Origin of the sequence: Thalassospira sp. A3_1, from assembly GCF_017744215.1 — a bacterium.
GTDB classification, from domain to species: Bacteria; Pseudomonadota; Alphaproteobacteria; order Rhodospirillales; family Thalassospiraceae; genus Thalassospira; species Thalassospira lucentensis_A.
The window spans coordinates 1,433,558-1,452,375 of sequence record NZ_JAGHQQ010000001.1 but is presented as its reverse complement, the minus strand read 5'-3'; the positions used below and the strand labels follow the sequence as shown (position 1 = coordinate 1,452,375).

18 protein-coding genes are annotated in these 18,818 nt (G+C 54.3%); 6 read left to right on the top strand and 12 right to left on the bottom strand.

Going from position 1 to position 18,818, the window contains the following annotated elements:
• Positions 1 to 24: 24 nt before the first annotated feature.
• Complete coding sequence (locus J7395_RS06570; RefSeq protein ID WP_062949646.1) at positions 25 to 690, top strand: TrkA family potassium uptake protein; 666 nt, start codon at positions 25 to 27, stop codon at positions 688 to 690.
• Positions 691 to 693: 3 nt separating this feature from the next.
• On the top strand, positions 694 to 2,037 hold the full coding sequence (locus J7395_RS06565; protein ID WP_197468243.1) for a TrkH family potassium uptake protein: 1,344 nt from the start codon (positions 694 to 696) through the stop codon (positions 2,035 to 2,037).
• A 12-nt stretch (positions 2,038 to 2,049) separates the two neighbouring features.
• Here the strand turns inward: J7395_RS06565 and J7395_RS06560 are convergent, their stop codons facing one another.
• Entirely contained in the window at positions 2,050 to 2,628 is a 579-nt protein-coding gene (locus J7395_RS06560; RefSeq protein WP_062949648.1) for a TetR/AcrR family transcriptional regulator, read from the bottom strand.
• Between the two features lie 90 nt (positions 2,629 to 2,718).
• On the opposite strand from J7395_RS06560, the gene J7395_RS06555 reads away from it, so the two are divergent.
• Entirely contained in the window at positions 2,719 to 3,921 is a 1,203-nt protein-coding gene (locus J7395_RS06555) for an MFS transporter (RefSeq protein WP_062949650.1), read from the top strand.
• Between the two features lie 51 nt (positions 3,922 to 3,972).
• Here the strand turns inward: J7395_RS06555 and J7395_RS06550 are convergent, their stop codons facing one another.
• Together J7395_RS06550 and J7395_RS06545 are read right to left on the bottom strand one after the other, a co-directional pair.
• Entirely contained in the window at positions 3,973 to 4,302 is a 330-nt protein-coding gene (locus tag J7395_RS06550; RefSeq protein WP_209220930.1) for a DHCW motif cupin fold protein, read from the bottom strand.
• A gap of 157 nt (positions 4,303 to 4,459) precedes the next feature.
• Complete coding sequence (locus J7395_RS06545; protein ID WP_147253492.1) at positions 4,460 to 5,110, bottom strand: hypothetical protein; 651 nt, start codon at positions 5,108 to 5,110, stop codon at positions 4,460 to 4,462.
• Positions 5,111 to 5,269: 159 nt separating this feature from the next.
• Between J7395_RS06545 and J7395_RS06540 the strand changes: the two genes are divergently transcribed.
• Positions 5,270 to 6,205 (top strand): DUF294 nucleotidyltransferase-like domain-containing protein, encoded by a 936-nt coding sequence (locus J7395_RS06540; protein ID WP_209220929.1) that lies wholly within the window; start codon positions 5,270 to 5,272, stop codon positions 6,203 to 6,205.
• A 16-nt stretch (positions 6,206 to 6,221) separates the two neighbouring features.
• On the opposite strand, the gene J7395_RS06535 is transcribed toward J7395_RS06540, so the two are convergent.
• From J7395_RS06535 to J7395_RS06495, 9 genes are all read right to left on the bottom strand, one after another.
• Positions 6,222 to 6,590: a 5-carboxymethyl-2-hydroxymuconate isomerase gene (locus tag J7395_RS06535; RefSeq protein WP_097053270.1), complete on the bottom strand. Its 369-nt coding sequence runs from the start codon at positions 6,588 to 6,590 to the stop codon at positions 6,222 to 6,224.
• Between the two features lie 111 nt (positions 6,591 to 6,701).
• Positions 6,702 to 7,997: an adenosylhomocysteinase gene (gene ahcY, locus J7395_RS06530; RefSeq protein WP_007088263.1), complete on the bottom strand. Its 1,296-nt coding sequence runs from the start codon at positions 7,995 to 7,997 to the stop codon at positions 6,702 to 6,704.
• Between the two features lie 246 nt (positions 7,998 to 8,243).
• Positions 8,244 to 10,040, bottom strand: coding sequence for a phosphoenolpyruvate--protein phosphotransferase (gene ptsP, locus J7395_RS06525; RefSeq protein ID WP_062949664.1), 1,797 nt, complete (start codon positions 10,038 to 10,040; stop codon positions 8,244 to 8,246).
• An 82-nt stretch (positions 10,041 to 10,122) separates the two neighbouring features.
• On the bottom strand, positions 10,123 to 10,398 hold the full coding sequence (locus J7395_RS06520) for an HPr family phosphocarrier protein (protein ID WP_062949666.1): 276 nt from the start codon (positions 10,396 to 10,398) through the stop codon (positions 10,123 to 10,125).
• 95 nt (positions 10,399 to 10,493) lie between these two features.
• Positions 10,494 to 10,898 carry a PTS sugar transporter subunit IIA gene (locus J7395_RS06515; RefSeq protein ID WP_007088266.1) on the bottom strand — a complete coding sequence of 135 codons (405 nt, stop codon included), beginning with the start codon at positions 10,896 to 10,898 and terminating at the stop codon, positions 10,494 to 10,496.
• An 18-nt stretch (positions 10,899 to 10,916) separates the two neighbouring features.
• Positions 10,917 to 11,849 (bottom strand): RNase adapter RapZ, encoded by a 933-nt coding sequence (rapZ, locus tag J7395_RS06510; RefSeq protein WP_097053273.1) that lies wholly within the window; start codon positions 11,847 to 11,849, stop codon positions 10,917 to 10,919.
• The gene (locus tag J7395_RS06505) at positions 11,846 to 12,340 is read right to left on the bottom strand and encodes an HPr kinase/phosphatase C-terminal domain-containing protein (protein ID WP_209220928.1); all 495 of its coding nucleotides are present in this window, start codon (positions 12,338 to 12,340) and stop codon (positions 11,846 to 11,848) included. Before J7395_RS06505 ends, rapZ begins: the two co-directional genes overlap by 4 nt.
• Positions 12,341 to 12,380: 40 nt before the next feature.
• The gene (locus J7395_RS06500) at positions 12,381 to 14,039 is read right to left on the bottom strand and encodes a stimulus-sensing domain-containing protein (RefSeq protein WP_062949672.1); all 1,659 of its coding nucleotides are present in this window, start codon (positions 14,037 to 14,039) and stop codon (positions 12,381 to 12,383) included.
• 60 nt (positions 14,040 to 14,099) lie between these two features.
• Positions 14,100 to 14,816, bottom strand: coding sequence for a response regulator transcription factor (locus tag J7395_RS06495; RefSeq protein WP_082824671.1), 717 nt, complete (start codon positions 14,814 to 14,816; stop codon positions 14,100 to 14,102).
• Between the two features lie 322 nt (positions 14,817 to 15,138).
• Here J7395_RS06495 and J7395_RS06490 point away from each other — a divergent pair, with 322 nt between their 5' ends.
• Both J7395_RS06490 and J7395_RS06485 read left to right on the top strand, forming a co-directional pair.
• A complete protein-coding gene (locus J7395_RS06490; RefSeq protein WP_209220927.1) occupies positions 15,139 to 16,926 on the top strand; it encodes a cache domain-containing protein in 1,788 nt (595 codons plus the stop codon).
• Entirely contained in the window at positions 16,926 to 18,335 is a 1,410-nt protein-coding gene (locus J7395_RS06485; protein ID WP_209220926.1) for a sigma-54 dependent transcriptional regulator, read from the top strand. Before J7395_RS06490 ends, J7395_RS06485 begins: the two co-directional genes overlap by 1 nt.
• Positions 18,336 to 18,818: the final 483 nt, after the last annotated feature.

Genomic DNA, 18,818 nt, shown 5'->3' with positions numbered 1-18,818 from the left:
TCCATTTACAAGGGAGCCAGCGATATGGCCCGTAAGCATCACAGGACGTTCGTCATCATCGGACTTGGAACCGTCGGCAGCACGGTGGCCACCGATCTTGCGCGCAATGGCAATCACGTCATGGGTATCGATATCGACGAAAAATCCGTATCCGCCCTGTCCGGTATTCTTTCTGAGGCCGTCATTGCCGATGGCCGTGATGAAGAAGCGCTCCGCGAAGCCGGGGTCGACAAGTATGACGTTGCCCTGATCGCTATTGGCGAAGACCTTGAGGCCAATATCCTTTGCACCATGAATGTCAAAATGCTTGGCGTGAAAACGGTCTGGGTCAAAGCCATCAACAAAACCCATCATCGGATTCTGACCAAACTGGAACCTGACCGGGTCATTCTGCCGGAACAGGAAATCGGCCAGCATATCGCCCAAAAACTGCATAACCCCGCCGTGCGTGATTATCTAAGCCTTGGCAACGGCATGCATGTCATCAATCTGCAGGTACCCGAATCCCTTATCGGTCAAACCGTTGAATCCCTTGATCTGGAGGCATCGCATGAATTGCGCTGCCTTGGCATTTTGCGCGGATCGGAATTTATCGGTTGCGAAACCGGATCGGTCACGATTGAAGAAAACGACAAGGTCCTGATCCTTGGCCGTCGCCAGAACCTGCGCGATTTCAGCGACGGCATCTGAGGCATGCAGTTCTATTTTCCGAACCGCCCCGGAAAACCGATCAGGATCGCGCCACCGCTTTTGCTGGCGATCCTGTATCTTGTGCTGATCCTGATCGGGGCCGTGGTTCTTTGCCTGCCCGTGTCGCTAACCAAAGCCATCACTTTTTCCGATGCGCTATTTACCGCAACATCAGCGGTAACCGTCACGGGGCTTGCCGTGGTCGACACCGGATCAAACTTCACGCTGTTTGGGCAGGCGGTCATCCTGATCCTGATCCAGCTTGGCGGGCTTGGCCTGATGACCTTTGCCGCCCTTGTTCTGTCCGTTCTCGGTTTGCCGATCGGGTTGCGCCATCACAGTTTCCTGCGCGAAGATTTGAACCAGACCTCGCTGCATCATTTGGGTGGGCTGATCAAAACCATCCTGATGGTCGTTCTGATCTGTGAACTGATCGGCGCGATCCTGTTGCTTTTAGTCTTCGTCCCCGATTTTGGCTGGGCGAAGGGACTCTGGTTTTCAATATTCCATTCGGTTTCGGCATTCAACAATGCGGGCTTTGCCCTGATGCCGGACAGTCTCAGTCAATGGGCAACCAATCCGGTCCTGAACCTGACAATCCCCGCCCTTCTTGTTATCGGCGGGATCGGATTTAGCGTGATATCTGATATTTTCATCCATCGCGGCTGGCGCCATCTGTCACTCCACAGCAAGCTGATGCTGAGCGGTACGCTTGTTCTGGTGATCTGGTCGGTATTGATGTTTGCCGTACTGGAATGGAATAACCCGGCAACCCTTGGCGCATTCTCAAACCCGCTGGACAAACTGCAAATCAGCTGGTTTCAGGGACTGACCACCCGGACCGCAGGGTTCAATACTGTCGATATCGGATCCATGCACGATACCACCGCGCTCATGTTCATTCTTCTGATGGTGATCGGGGCTGGTAGCACATCGACCGCAGGCGGCATCAAGGTTACCACCTTTATCGTGCTGGTTCTGGCAACCATCGCCTTCTTCAAACGCCACAGCCAGCTGCATGCCTTCGGACGCAGCATCGGGCTTGAAGAAGTCATGAAGGTGCTTGCCCTGACCATGATTTCGATCTTCGTCGTCATGACAGGCATCTTTCTGATCACCCTTTCACATGACGGCGATTTTCTTAATCTGGTGTTTGAAGTCACGTCCGCCTTTGGCACGGTCGGACTGTCGCGCGGCACAACCGGGGAACTTGATACAATGGGTCGGATCGTGATCGAACTTACGATGTTTATCGGTCGTGTCGGCCCTCTGACACTGGGATTCTTCCTTGCCCGTCGTGTTCCGCCACGGATTTCCTATCCGTCAAGTCAGGTGTATCTGGGGTAATTCCCGAAACCTTCAGTCTTTCGGTTTTTCGGCTTTTTCACGGATCAGGCATCGATCAACCATGACGAAAAGTTCTTTCGTGGTTGGCGGTTGCCGATCAAACAGAATGCGATAGGTCATGGGTGCGATAATACCGTCAACCAGCTGATCGACGCTGGGGGTCCATTGTCCGCGTTTTTGCGCGCGTTCGACAATCACCGCCAGTCGGCACCGCGCGATTTCCGCGCAACGCATCGTCGTGCCGTTATCCCCGGATGCAACAACATCACGAAGCATCGTCTTGCCAAGCTCAGAACCGGTTTCATCAAGATAGGCTTCTGCGAACTGTTTAAGATCGGTCGCAAGCGCCCCGGTATCCACCGGATCGTCATCCGGGCGCAATCGATCCAGTGCCGCATCCGCCAATAAGGACGGCAAATCACCCCAGCGACGGTAAATCGTTGACGGTGTTACACCCGACATCTGTGCAATCATCGGCACCGTAAGAGCCTCGCGATCATGACTCGATAACAGTTCATGAACCGCTTCATGAACTGCCTTCTGGACGCGAGCACTGCGGCCACCAGTGCGTATGCCTTTATGGACTTTCATGAAACCGACCTTAACACAAATAATTTGCGTTAAGGGAGAATTTCACGCAAACTGCATTAAACGCAAATATTTCGCTTTAAGGACGTTCCCATGCACGCCCCGTCGTCACCACCGACAAATGCACCAGCCAGATGGTTTCTGGCTTTTGTCATTATCATCTTTACCGCTGCGTCATCGGTCCCCACGCCGATGTATCAGCTTTATCAACAGAACTGGCATTTCTCGCCAACCATGCTGACACTTGTCTTTGCGATCTATGTTCTGACGTTACTGATTTCACTTCTGGTCTTCGGATCATCTTCCGACTTTGTCGGACGCAAGCCGGTTATTTTCGCCGCCCTGATAATTGAAATCGCGGCGATGACCCTTTTTATCACGGCGGAAAATCTTACGATGCTGCTAATCGCACGTGCGGTACAGGGCTTTGCCACCGGTCTTGCCACTGCCGCCCTTGGCGCGGCACTTTTTGACAATGACCACCACAAAGGGCCAATCACCAACAGCATCGCCCCCCTGCTTGGCCTTGCCAGCGGTGCTGTCATTGCCGGTGTTCTGGTTGAATATGCCCCTATGCCCCTGCATCTAAGCTATATCGGTTTGATGCTGCTGATGATTGTGCTGGCCCTGTTTCTTTGGGGCTTACCCGAAACCGCGGCACGCCGACCTGGCGTCCTAAGGTCCCTGACACCGCGGGTTTTTGTCCCCCCTGCGGCACGATCAACCATGCTGGAAATTGCCCCGGCAAATGGCAGTGCATGGGCACTGGGTGGATTTTATCTGTCGCTTGCGCCATCCGTTATCGCCAGCGCAACCAATGCTCCACCATCTCTAAGCGGCGGAATTGCGGTCGCCTGCCTGATGTTGTCAGGTGCTGTGTCCGTTCTGTTTGCGCAAAAAAGACAACCGGCTGATGCCCTTCTTGCCGGAACATTCATTCAGACACTGGGCATTGCAGTATCGGTTTCGGGTATCGGATTGGGAATGCTTTGGCTTTTTCTAGCCGGGTCACTTCTGGCCGGTTTTGGCTTTGGTGCCAGCTTCCTTGGATCGGTCAGAACCCTATTGCCCCGCGCGCAGCCGCACGAACGCGGTGGCCTGATGGCAGCGTTTTACGTGATGTCCTATCTGTCATTCTGTATTCCGGCACTGCTGGCCGGCAGGATGGTATCCGTCTTCGGCCTTGTCAGAACAGCCGAAGGATATGGCATCGTCCTTGTATTCGTAACGTTGCTGGCACTGATACTGCAAATACGCAGGCGCCAGCGCCACCTGGCAACTGCGGGCAATATTTGACCTGAAAATATCTGGCGGCCCTGACAAACCTGGGCCGCCGGATTATCAATATCAGTCAACGACAAACAATGTTGCACCCGGCTCTGTTGATGAGCGATGGGCCTCGGCGTTATCAGCCACCTGATAACTCATGCCCGGCTTAAGGGTGAAAACCCGCCCGTCTTCCAGTTCGGTGACCAATTCACCTTCAAGACACAGCAGGATATGCCCCTTCTTGCACCAATGATCGGCAAGATAGCCCGGCGTATATGTCACCATGCGCACCCGGATCGGGCCGAATTGCTGTGTCCTCCAGTATGCCATTCCGGTATCGCCGGAATGTTCGGTTGGCGTGATCGACGACCAGTCGGTCGTGCCGAACGGGAGATCGGAAATTTCCATTGGGGCGTCTTTCAGCGGAATTCATAAGGCAAATATCACCCGGGACCGGATAATATGGCACCGAGGCTATCGCGTTACCTGCCTGAACGTCAACAAATGCCACCAATGAAAAGCCCGGCATTCGAGCCGGGCTTTCTTCAGGTACGGACAGGCGAATTTACCGGTTTTCCAACCCGTTTTCTTCACGCTGTTTGCGGATTTCATCTGCCTTTTCGGTAATCATCTCGCGCAGTTCGCCAAGCCCGGCGCGCTCGGCGGTGAGGATCTGCTCGCACTCGGCCTTGCTGACATAACCATTGGGATGTTCCGCATCCCATTCCAGCACGTCCTCAATCGTGGTGCCAAGTTCATCGACATCCCCAAACGCATAACCGTTAAGCGGCCTGCCGACTGTTTCGTTCAGCGACGCAAACAGGGCCGGGTCCTGATCGGGAGCCAGATCGGGTTTGCAGCCCAGAAGCGTGCGATAGCGCAACTGCCCGGTATAGAACCAGAATACCGCGTCATCGCGTTCGCCCTCGTTAAACAGTTTGGCCGCCAGGATGTAGTAGGCCGATGGATGGCGGTTTTCGATCCCCTCGCGCAACGCATCCGGGGCCATATCCTTCATCACCTCGGGTGATGTTGTATCGGGCGATTGGGCATAGGCAGGCATTGCCATCAGGCCAAGAAGCGGAACGGCAAACAGAGTGCGATAAAGATTTTTGATCGGACTTCTCCGTAATCTGAGGTGATTTCCAATCGGGGAGATATGCGAACAGTATTTTGGCCAACGGCCCCGACGAATGATGTATGGCATCATGGTCATTCACGTTTGAGGCCGTTTTATCGGCAAGTGATGGCAATTATGTGCCTGTCCTCACATTTGGCGGAGGTTCCTTACCTTTCGCCATAAACCCGGTTTTAATCTTTCGGCTTTAGGTCGATACTGGATTTATCAGTGACTTCAATCGGAACCGCTTCAATCTTGTTACCAGATACGATCGCAAGCAATCAGGCCTACACCGCCACCCGGCTGGACGAGATGCGCAGCGCGCTGGCCAATCAGCTGCATGGCAGCGCCTTTTGCGTGGTCGTGACCGGCTCGTTCGGGCGGCACGAGGCATCGGAACAATCCGACCTTGATTACTTCATCATCGGCCGCGAAGTTGATCGTGATCTGGCTCCGCACCGCGATGTTTCCGAAATCCTCGGTTCCATGGTCACCAAAAAGGCAGCCGTTAACGGCCCGTTTTCATCCTATGTCCCGGCCGAGGAACTGGTGAACCGTATCGGACTTGATGGCGACACCAATTCGATCACCACACGCCGCCTTTTGTTCCTGCTGGAATGTGAATGGCTTTATAACGAAGTCGGCAAACGGGCCTTCTTTGATGAATTGATTGCCAACTACGTCACCGAAACGGTTACACGGGAATCCATCGCACGCTTTCTGGTCAATGACGTCATTCGATATTACCGAACCATCAGCGTCGATTTCGAAATCAAAACCCGCGAAGGCGACGCCAGTAAGGCATGGGCCCCCAGACGGCTGAAACTCGTCTTCTCGCGCAAGATGCTTTATTTCGGTGGTATTATCGCGGCCGCAGAAACCGCCGACCGGGATTATGTCGGCAAACGCACCAAACTGTCGGAACTTTTACAGCTTCCGCCGATCACGCGCGTGCAGACTGTCTTTGGTGACAAAAGCCTTCCCGCACTTGAACTCTATGATCGCTTTCTGCGCGAACTGAGCGACCCGGACGTTCGCAAACGACTGGAAAAAGTCGGCCCGAATGATCGCAGTGATGCGGAACTGCGATCATTGCTGGATACGGGAAAACAGTTTTCGCGCGAGCTGATCAAACTGATGAATGATCGTTACGGCCCCGATCATCCGATCCACGAAGCGCTTCTGATGTAATCAGCCAACCTGATAATCAGGCCGATGTCACATGCTTGTGGTAGTTGGCCCGATCCAGATCGTGCACTTCCACGGTGAATTGCACATCGAAATCACCAACCAGATTTTCCAGGTGCGCGCGCAGGGTTTCAAGGGCAATAGCCCCGACATCGTATTTGACGTTGTCCGAACGCCCCGACAGAAGACGCACATCAAGGTGCACCATGCCATGCTTTGGTCCGCCATCGGCAATGACAACATTTTCAAGCGGTGACAACCTGGTCTTGAAACTGGCCGGATCGGCATCGGCGGCCTTGGCAATCTCACGATGCAGGCTGATTGCCAAACTGCGAAGCTGCTCGGTAATCGGCAAGTTGGCGGAATATTCGATTTCAAGCTGGGGCATGGCTTGTTTCCCTGTTGTGATATCCTCTTTCTTACCCGAACGCCCCGCCGCAAAACACAAAAAAGCCGGCCCGAATGAACGGACCGGCTTTGATGACAAACGCGTTTGCGCTTAGTAGCGGTAATGATCCGGTTTGAACGGACCAGCCTGCGGAACGCCGATATATTCGGCCTGTTCGTTCGAAAGCTTGGTCAGTTTCACGCCAAGACGGTCGAGATGCAGGGCTGCAACTTTCTCGTCCAGGTGTTTCGGCAGGACATAGACCTTGTTTTCGTAGTTGGCGTGGTTTTTCCACAGTTCGATCTGGGCCAGCACCTGGTTGGTGAAGGATGCCGACATCACGAAGCTCGGATGACCGGTTGCACAACCAAGGTTCACAAGGCGGCCTTCGGCCAGAACGATCAGACGTTTGCCATCCGGGAATTCGACTTCGTCGACCTGCGGCTTGACGTTGTCCCACTTGTAGTTACGCAGCGAACCGATCTGGATTTCGGAATCGAAGTGACCGATGTTGCAAACAATTGCACGGTCTTTCATCGCACGCATATGATCAAGCGTGATGATGTCGATATTACCCGTGGTGGTGACAAAGATGTCGCCAACCGGTGCGGCATCTTCCATGGTGGTGACTTCGTAACCTTCCATTGCGGCCTGAAGCGCACAGATCGGATCGATTTCGGTCACAAGAACACGTGCACCCTGGCTGCGCAGCGATGCAGCCGAACCTTTGCCAACATCACCAAAACCGGCAACCACTCCGATCTTACCGGCGACCATGACGTCGGTTGCGCGTTTGATGCCATCAACAAGTGACTCACGGCAGCCATACAGGTTGTCGAATTTCGACTTGGTGACCGAGTCATTGACGTTGATCGCCGGAACCTTCAGCGTACCTTTTTTCGCCATTTCATACAGGCGATGCACACCGGTGGTGGTTTCTTCGGAAAGACCTTTGATGTCTTCAAGAAGTTCCGGATACTTGTCGTGGATCAGCTGGGTGACGTCGCCGCCATCATCAAGGATCAGGTTTGGTTTCCAGCCGTTCGGGCCAGTGATGGTCTGCTCGATGCACCACCAGAATTCTTCCTCGGTCTCGCCCTTCCAGGCAAAGACGGGAACGCCGGTTGCCGCAATCGCCGCAGCAGCCTGATCCTGAGTCGAGAAAATGTTGCATGACGACCAGCGAACTTCAGCACCAAGTGCCGTCAGGGTTTCGATCAGAACCGCGGTCTGAATGGTCATGTGCAGGCAACCGACGATGCGTGCGCCAGCAAGCGGCTTGGCCGCACCGTATTCTTCGCGCAACGCCATCAGGCCCGGCATCTCGGTTTCGGCAATCGCGATTTCCTTGCGGCCCCAGGCGGCCAGCGAGATGTCTGCGACCTTGCAATCGGTAAAGTTCGACATGTCGTCTCCAATCAAACAAAAACAGCGCAACCGCCGACCACATGGATCTTGCAGATACGCCCGAAAATTCCTGTGCGACGGTTTGCCCGTTCGCGATGGAAGACATATAAAGATTTCTTTATATCGATTTCAAGTCTTTTCTTCGATGAATTTTCAATGCCGGAAAAATAAACGCAAATACACAGCGCCCATGCTGCATGGACCCATTTCATAACCGATTGATTTATTAAGTATTATGATTGCCGGTCAGGCAAGATCGTTGAAATCATCCAGCATCATGGCGATGCGTGCAGAATCCCATTGTTCCATCACACGCGCGGCCTGATGTTCGGTATTACGCGTATCAAGACGGCGCAGGCGCTGCTTGACCGGCAAAAGGCTGACCGGGGACATCGAAAGATTGCGCAGCCCGAAGCCAAGGAAAAGCGGTGTATATCGCGGGTCACCGGCCATTTCACCGCAAACACTGATCGGGATGTCGCGATCCCGCGATGATTTGATCACATCACGGATCAGACGCAAAACCGATGGATGTAACGGATCATAAAGCCCCGCCACCTGATCGTCGGTACGATCAATCGCCAGTGTATATTGCGTCAGATCGTTGGTGCCGATGGCAAAGAAATCGCTTTCGCGCGCCAAGGCATCAATCGCAAGTGCGGCCGCCGGTATTTCGATCATCGCGCCCAGTGGCGGTAAAACATCCGGTATGGCATGGCCTTCCTTGCGCAGGCGCCTTGCAACGGCTTCGTAAATCTGACGCGCCCGGCTCATTTCATGAACGCTGACCACCATCGGGATCAGAACCCGGATTGGTCCGTGCAGGGATGCCCGCAGGATGGCTGCCATCTGGGCTTCCAGCAATTCGGGCTTACGCAATGACAAGCGAATGCCACGCAATCCCAGTGCCGGGTTTGGCCCGGACCCGATTTCTGCCTGCAATGACACCGCAAGCTTTTCACCCCCGATATCAAGGGTACGGATCGTCACCGGCTTGCCATTCATCCGGGTCACGATATCGGCCAATTCGGCATATTGTTCGTCTTCGTCCGGCAGATAGTCCTTGTTCATGAACATGAACTCGCTGCGCAGAAGTCCGATGCCGGTCGCCCCGTTTTCCAGTGCCGCCGACAGTTCGATGGGCAATTCGATATTGGCATGCAGGTCAATTTCGACCCCGTCGCGGGTCGCCGATGGCACATCACGCAGGCTGGCCAGTTTAGCACGCGCCGCCCGCCAGTCTTCCCGGCGCTGGGTATAATGGGAAAGGTCATCCTCGGTCGGACGCAGGATCACTTCACCCCGACCACCATCGACAATGATCAGATCACCGCCCGAAACCCCGCGAATGATGTCGGCCGCTCCCAGAATGGCGGGGATGCCAAGTGACCGGGCCATGATTGCCGTATGACCCTCCGCCCCGCCAAGAGCGGTGACAAAGGCTGCAAGCTGCCCGGGCTGAAGACGGGCCATATCGGCCGGACTGACTTCTTCGGCAATCAGAATCGCACCCTTTGGCGCGGTTTCAAATGCCCTGTCGGTTTCACCGATCAGGCAGCGCATCAGCCGCAGGCCGACCTCGCGGATGTCGGATGCGCGCGCGGCGATATATCGGTCATCAATGCCCGAAAACTGGCTGGCGATGGCGTCAATAACGTCGCTGACCGCGTGCACCGCATTCATGTTTCGGGTCCGGATCAGTTCCTCGGCCCCGCGGACAAGGCGCGACTGGGTCAGCATATGAACATAGGCATCCAGCAGAAAACCAAGTTCCTCGGACGCGGCCCCGCCAACATTGGCTGATTGCGATTTCAGACGTTTAAGCTGTTCAATGCTTTCCGAAACGCCTTTATGCAAACGTTCGGTTTCCGTCGGGATGGCCGCCGCATCGATACGCGCGCGACTGACATCGACATATTGCCGGTCCATGACAAAAGCCCGGCCGATCACAATCCCGCCCGATGCCCCAAGCCCGCTAATTACCCGGCGGCCGGTCGTCGATTGGTCATCAATTGTGGTCTGGTCTTTTGGTGGAACTTGCAAGCCTGGTTTGCTGCCAACTCGTTCTTGTTGTTTCCAGAAATCCCGCTTTCCGTCCGTGCGGAAATCCTACTTATTCTTTGTATTATTCTTCGTGGAACTTGGCATCGACAAGTTCGTTAAGGGCATCTATCGCCTTTTTCGCATCGGGGCCGGCTGCCTCTATCTCGATTTCCGTGCCGGTCGATGCCGCAAGCATCATCAGCCCCATGATCGATACGCCCGAAACCTCGGTGCCACGATTGCGCACCATGATCCGGGATTCGAATTCACCGGCAAGTTTAACAAATTTTGCGGCCGCCCGCGCGTGCAATCCACGTTGATTGCTTATTGTTACGATCCGCTTTTCCGTCTGCGCCATATTTGTCCCGCCTTAGTCCCGACCTTAAGTCCCCGTCGGCAAACTTTCAAAAGATCCGGGCCATCCCCGATCGCCCGACCTTCTGTTCTTGTTGTTTATTCCTCGCCGCTTAGCAGGCGCGACGCCACATTTATATATTTCCGGCCCGCTTCCTGCGCGGCATTGACCGTCTGGGCCAGCGTGCCATCGATGCGCACCGAAGCCAGTTTGATCAACAAAGGTAAATTAACCCCTGCGATTACTTCGACATTGGCCTGTTCCATAATGGAAATCGCCAGGTTCGACGGGGTCCCGCCAAACATGTCGGTCAACAGCACAACGCCCTTGCCATCATCGACAGCCTCGACACTTGCAAGGATGTCGGCACGGCGTTGTTCCATATCGTCGTCCGGCCCGATGCACACGGCGGCGATATTTTCCTGTTCACCGACAACATGCTGCAAGGCCGACACGAATTCCTTCGCGAGATCGCCATGGGTGACGAGCACCATCCCGATCATGCCGTTTTCTCCATCAATTCACTCCCCCGGTTTTGGTTCATCTGGCTTGTCGCGATGGCTGAGATGAACATCATATCCCAGACCGGCAATCCAGTCGTTTAGCATGCGTGCGATATAAACGGAACGATGCTGGCCGCCCGTACAGCCGATCGCGATAGTCAGATAGCTTTTCCCTTCCTGCGCATAACGCGGCAGAACCGGGCCGATCAGGCCTTTTAACCGATCCATGAAACCGGTGAAATCCTGATCCTTCTCGATATAGGCGCCAACCCGGTCATCAAGCCCGGTCAGCAAACGAAGTTCGGGATCATAATGCGGGTTGCGCAGAAAACGAACGTCAAAAACAAGGTCCGCTTCACCGGGCACGCCCTGACGGAACGAAAAGCTTTTGACAAAGACCGCCATCGCATCCTTTTCGCCAATGGCAAACTGGTCCTGAAGGATCTTGCGAAGCTCGGCCGATTTAAGCCGTGAAGTATCGATAATCATGTCCGCCGTCGCGGCAATCGGCGCCATCAGGCGTTTTTCATGTTCAATCGCATCGACAAGTGGCCGGTCATGGGTCAAGGGATGAGGACGTCTGCTTTCCGTAAAGCGGCGCTGCAAAATGCCGGTTTCCGCGTCGACAAAAACCACCATCGGATTGACACCGGGCTGCTTGCGCAAATCGCTGACAATGTCGACAAACTGATCGACACCAAAATCGCGTGTACGGATATCAAGGCCAATCGCCAACGGCTGATCAAGGTCCGTCCCCCCGCTCAGCAATGCAGGCAATAACCGCAGCGGCAGGTTATCCACCGCGTCAAAGCCGAAATCCTCAAAGATTTTCAGCGACGTCGTCCGACCGGCACCGGAAACTCCGGTCACCAGCACAAGTCGCGTATCCCCGGCAGTGTCGCCGGTGCCATTACCCTCTTGTTTCGGGCCTATTGCATCTGCATCGGTCATGTTTCGAGCTGCATCTCACCTGTTGCCAAAGCCAAGGCTACTTCAATCTTGGCCTCGACGGCCATATCGAATGGCCAGATTTTCCAGGACGGAATCGAAATACCACAAAACGTTTCTGATCGGGGTTCAGGCATCCGTTCGACCCCGGCCGGGTCGGCCACCAGATCAAACAAAACCCGCACATCGCCTGCCGCCTGATGGGCAAGCCCGCGGACGATACCAATCCCGCGCACTTCGCACAATCGTGCAATCTGTATCGGCGCGCTGGCAATCAGTTTGCCCTCATGCGCCACAAGATCGGTTCTGTCATCGGAAACAAGCCGCCCGCCAGCCCGGACAAGCCGCAGAGCAAGGTTGGATTTGCCGCTGCCAGATGGCCCGCGCAAAAGGATCGCATGAGGGCCAAGCGCGACACAATTTGCATGGATTTGTGTCATATCGGGCAAAACGATGCGCGGGTCATCCGGCCTTGTCAAATCGGAAACATGCATATCTATCCTCACGGATAGAAATTACTGCCAATCGGGGAACTCATGCACCTTCTTCAAGCGGCAGGCGCAGGGTAAAGATCGCCCCTTTGACCTCGCCGTTGAGGATTCGGTTTGTCGCCGTCAGGTCGCCGTTATGCGCTGCGGCAATCCGTTTGGAAATCGAAAGTCCAAGACCGGAATGCTGGCCGAATTTCTCGCCCGAGGGACGCTCGGTATAAAAACGATTGAAAATCGCTTCTTCCTTGCCTGGTGGAATACCCGGTCCGTCATCCTCGACCGTCACCACAGCCTGATCCTTGTCACGCCATGCACGCACCCGCACCGACCCGCCTTCGGGGGTAAAGGTGATCGCGTTTGAAATCAGGTTGCGGAACACCTGCACCAATCGACTTTCAAGGGCTGGCACAATCAGGTTTTCGGGAACGGATGCCTTAACCGGCGGACCGTCTGCGTCAGCGTTATAAAGCTCACACAGGGTTTGCAACAGCACGCGCAGATCAACCTCCTCGGTCTCGGCGCGCGACAATTCGGCATCCATACGCGAATAATCTGAAATATCACTGATCAGTCGATCAAGGCGCTGCACGTCTTCGGCAATGATTTCCATCAGACGGCGCTGGCGTTCCGGGTCTTTCAGGCGGGTCGCGGTTTCAACCGCACTGCGAAGCGACGTCAGCGGGTTCTTGATTTCATGGGCAACATCGGCGGCAAAACGTTCAATTGCATCCATGCGATCCCAAAGCGTTTCGGTCATATCGCGAAGCGTCGTCGAAAGATCGCCGATTTCATCGCGACGATCCGAAAGATCGGGAATGGTAAACTGACGGTTCTTGCTGCGCCGGACGCGTTCGGCCGCACGTGCCAGCCGATTCAACGGCCGGGTAATAACCCCGGCCAGATAGATCGACAACAGAACCGTGATACCAAATGCAAAGACAAAGATTTTCAGGATATCAAGCCGCACCGCATGCAGGGCGTTTTCGATTGCATCGCCATTCTTCGTCAGCATGATCGATGCCAGAACCTGCTTGAAGCGCTGCACGGGTACAGAAACCGAAAGTACACGACGGCCCTGACTATCTACCCGGACCACCCCGCGCGAATAACCGGCAAGGGCAGCGCGCACTTCGGGATAATCACTGGCACTGGCAACCGGTGGATCAACGTAAAGCGGAAGCGGCTGTTCGCCTTCGAAAATCGAAAGCACGCCTTCGGTCAGCTTGCGCATGATTTCCGCAAGCTTGTCATCTTCACCCGGCGCTGGAAGTTCTTCTGCCTGAACCGCGCCGGTGCCAAATGTCCGGACATTCCGGCTATCCGCAATCAGCTGGCCATTCGCCCCGAACAGTCGCGCCCTGGCACCGGTAATCCCGACCAGCCGGCGCACCATTTCACGCGCGACTTCAAGCTTCACACGGTTGGTGGCGTCATCCCCCTGTCCGACAGCAGATGTCGACAATGCGGCGGCATACATTTCCGCCTGCACGGCCATGGCTTCAAGTTCGGAATGGATCAGTTCCTGCTTGTAACGGCCAAGATAAAGAATACCCGCAACAAGCACAAAAAGAGCCAGCGCATTCACGGCCAGAATGCGCCAGGTTAACGGGGAAAAAAGTCCGTGACGTTCCTCTATCCGTGCGACACGGATTTCGTGTTGCGGCACGGATTGCTGTTCAGCCGAGGCAGGTAAATCGCTCATTCAGACCCGCAATTCTGGCCGGGCCAATCGGCCCGGCACTGCGACAAGAGTGTTATGCTATCAACCCGCAACCGTTGCCGTATCGCGGTAACGGTAACCGACACCATAGAGGGTTTCGATTTCCTTGAATTCCTTGTCTGTCTCGCGGAATTTCTTGCGCAGACGCTTGATGTGGCTGTCGATGGTACGATCATCAACATAAATATGTTCGCCATATGCCGCATCAATCAGCTGATCACGGTTTTTCACGTGGCCAGGATGTTTTGCCAGCGCCTGAATCAGAAGGAATTCCGTGACCGTCAGGTTCACATGCTGGCCTTTCCAGCTGCACATGTGGCGGGACGGATCAAGAACCAGTTCACCACGCTGAATGACATCTTCCGAACCGCTCGGACGAACACCGCCTGCGCGCATGATTTCGGCACGGCGCAGCAAGGTACGGATACGTTCGATCAGCAAACGCTGCGAGAACGGCTTTTTAATATAGTCATCTGCCCCAAGACGCAGACCGGTCAGTTCGTCGACCTCGTCATCCTTGGATGTCAGGAAAATGACCGGCATCTGGGTCTTTTTGCGAAGATGCGTTAGAAGTTCCAAACCATCCATGCGCGGCATCTTGATATCGAGCACGGCAAGATCGGGTTCTTCCTTGGTCAACGCATGCAGCGCCTCGGACCCGTCGGAATATGTCTGGACCTCATAGCCTTCTTCTTCAAGCGCCATCGAAACCGATGTCAGGATATTACGGTCGTCATCAACAAGTGCGATCTTACTCACCTGAACCTCGTCAGTTGGACAGATTAAAATTTGAAACAAGCGTAACAAAATACATCCCATTGTGGCGAAAAAATAACCACTTGAGGCATATTTGAGGCTTTGTTCATGTACGATACAAAGACCCTACCTGATTTCTGCCGTTCCACCCTATGGGAAAGCGACATTCAATACCGGTATTGCCATGCGTCTTTATTGACTCCCCGTCCCGATGCCACATAACTATCGTGCACCCGAACAGGAAGCCGGAGTCCCGTCACCCGACAGGGCAATCAAAACGTCTGGCCGGATCAACGAACCACACTCTAACGCGCGGGAGGCAGGATTGTTCTACTGGTTAAGCACCTATAGCCGCGCGTCGCTGAGTTTTGCGGGGATTGTCATCGCCGGTCTGGTCGTCTGGCTTGCCGTCAACTCGACCGGAAACCTTGCCATCAGCCAGTTGCAGCAAACAGCCCAGGCCCGTCTTGCACTTTATGAAAGCACACTTCGTGCCGCTGTCGACCGGTATCGCTATCTGCCTTATGTCGTGGCCCGCAATCACGAAATCGTCGATGTCGTTACTGGCAATGGCACTGTGGATATAGCCAACCAGTATCTGCAAAAGGTCAATCAGCGCTCGGGTGCTGCCGCGCTTTATGTCATCGACAGGTCCGGCAACACGGTTGCGGCAAGCAACTGGAACACACCGGACAGTTTTGTCGGCCAGAATTACAGTTTCCGCCCCTATTTCACCGAAGCCTTTGCAGGGCAGGAAGGCTTTTTCTATGGGATCGGCGTTACCACCGGGCGATCCGGCCTGTTTATTTCCCACCCGATTGCAAAATCCGGTGAAATTGTCGGCGTGGTCGCAGTCAAACTTGAACTCGATGAACTAGAGCGGAACTGGCAGGACGGGGGTGAAACCGTTTTCGTCTCGGACGCTGACGGCGTCATCATGCTGACCAGTCGCGGGGACTGGAAATATCGGACCATTCGCCCGCTAACCAATCAGGAGCGCGAGCGGATTCTGCGCAATCGCCAATATTCCGGACAGGAACTTTTACCCCTGAATATGGATGAAAATCCATCTGGCGAGGATGGCTTGCTTGAAATCGGCAATGAACGTTTCCTGTTTGAGGTCAAACCGATCAGTGGCAGCGAATGGAACCTGTTTTACCTGACCCCGATGGATTATGTGTCCGAACGGCGCACCAGTGTCATGCTGATCACCCTGATCGGGTCGGGCCTGATCATCCTGATTGTCCTATTCTTGCGCGAACGTGAATTGAAACTGGCGTCACAGCGCAAATCCATGGAATTTGCCCGCATTCAGGCACTTAACACCCGCCTGGAACAGGAAATAACCGAACGCCGCAAGACAGAGGCCGAGTTGCGCGGCACACAGGACGAGCTGGTTCAGGCCGGAAAACTGGCTGCATTGGGTCAGATGTCGGCCGCAATTGCCCATGAAATCAATCAACCAATTGCCGCGATCAGAACCTTCTGCGCCAGCGCCAAACTGATGCTTGAACGCGGAAAATCCGAAAATCTCGGCCCCAATATCGAACAGATTTCCGCCCTGACCGAGCGCATGGGATCAATCACCGGGCAACTTAAAACCTTCTCGCGCAAATCGACCGGCGTGCTTGAACCCGTCAATATCCGGGCCGCCCTTGATAATGTGATACAGCTGCTGTCATCGCAGTTGCATAACGAGGGCTGCGTACTTGAACAGTCCGATTTTGCTGGCGATCTGATCGTCCATGCCGATCTGGTGAGGATCGAACAGGTTTTTGTCAATATCATCCGCAACGCGCTTGATGCGATGGCCAGCATCGATGACAAGGATCCAAAGGCAAAAAAACGGATCATCATCGACCTGTCAGGAACACGCGATCAGGCCACCATTCGCATTTCCGATACCGGTCCGGGCATTGGCGAGGAAACCCTTGGCTTGCTGTTCGACCCATTCTTCACCACCAAGGATCCGGGTCAAGGAGTAGGGCTCGGGCTTTCGGTGACTTACGGGATTGTTCGTGACTTTGGCGGCAGCATCCGTGCCTACAACCGTGCGGGCGGCGGAGCCTGCTTTGAAATACAATTGCCACTGATGCGGGGGACGCAGAAGTAATGCCGCAACCGACAATCGATACCGCCACTGCAAATCCGCAAACGTCACAGGTAATCATCGTTGATGACGAAGAAGCCCTGCGCCTTTCCCTGTCCCAATGGCTTGATTTGTCCGGATACACCATCAGTGTCCATGCCGATGCGATTTCGGCACTTGAACATATTACACCCGATTTCGCGGGCGTGATCCTGACCGATGTTAAAATGCCAAAGCTTGATGGCATTGCCTTTACCAAATCGGTTCTTGAGATCGACCGCGACATTCCGGTGATCCTGATGACCGGTCATGGCGATGTCCCGATGGCCGTCGAGGCGATGAAAAGCGGGGCATATGATTTCGTCGAAAAGCCGTTTGAACCAACCGATATTCTCGAAAGCCTCGAGCGCGCGATTGAAAAACGCAAACTTGTCATCGAAAATCGCACACTCCGTTCACAAATCGCCCAGCAGGGCACGCTTGACAGCCGCCTGATCGGCAACAGCCCGTCGATGCGTGCCCTCAAGGCCGAAATCGCCAATATCGCCCCGACCGAAGTCCCGGTTCTGGTTTCCGGAGAAACCGGCACCGGCAAGGAACTGGTCGCGCGCGCCATTCATGACCTCAGCACCCGGAATGATCGGCGATTTGTTGCCGTTAACTGCGCGGCAATTCCAGAAAGTACCGCCGAAAGCGAGCTTTTCGGTCATGAAAAGGGAGCCTTCACCGGTGCTGCCAGCCGCCGGATCGGCTGGATCGAACATGCCGATAACGGCACCCTGTTTCTTGATGAAATTTCAAGCATGCCACTGGCGTTACAGGCCAAGCTTCTGCGTGTCATCGAACAGCGCGAAGTCGTGCGCCTTGGGTCAAACACCCCGGTAAAGGTCAATTTCCGGCTGATCTGTGCCACCAACGAAGATTTGCCCACCGCCGTTATCGACAAGCGTTTCCGGGAAGACCTTCTGTTTCGGATCAACACATTCGAACTGGAAATCGTACCGCTCCGCCAGCGTAAGGATGACCTGCCGTTACTTTTCGATATTTTTGCCGAACGCGCGGCTGAAAATTTTGATCGCCCTTATGAAAAACCGCATGCAAGTCTGTGGGGCAGTCTTTTGGGGCATGAATGGTCCGGCAATGTGCGCGAACTTAAAAATCTGGCGGAACGCTATGTGCTTTTGACCGGCATGCCCGAAGAACGCTGGGCACGGTTGTTTGGCAATAATGCTGCGATGGATGCATCTGCTGCATCCGATAAAACCGGATCGCTGGCCGATCAGCTCCGCCATTTCGAGCAGCACATAATTCGTGATGCCCTGATCCGCCATAACGGCAATGTCAAAACGGTCATGGATGAACTCGACATCCCGCGCCGGACTTTGAATGAAAAAATGAAGAAGCTGAATATCCGTCGCGACGATATCGAATAGCAGTAATTTATCATGCGGCCATAAAATGTTACGATGACTGCAAATCGGCTCAATCGGCAAGATTTCGCCGACATGAAAACCATCCATCGGCAACAATCCGCCGAAACTATCGGGCATATATTTGTATCTGCCTGATATATAAAGATAAAAAATCATCTTTGGGTTGGCACAACAATTGCCAATCAGAAGGGCAAAACAATAAAAATATTTCGTCAGGGAGAATAACCAATGTCCGGGAAGGCATGCTTTCATTGCATGACATTTGATCGGCCCAAATCCGGGTCAATCGCATCATACCAGCATCGTGTGCTGTCAGGGTTCTGACATCTGCCTTGTGAAGCTGTTTCACGAGGTGTTTGCGCGTGCCGTATTTTGCAACCTGATCGGACAGGATTTTCATCCCCGACACGATATTCGTTAGAGAAGTAAGACGACCAACAACTGAGGAGATACCAAAAGATAACTGCCAATATTCGATTATTG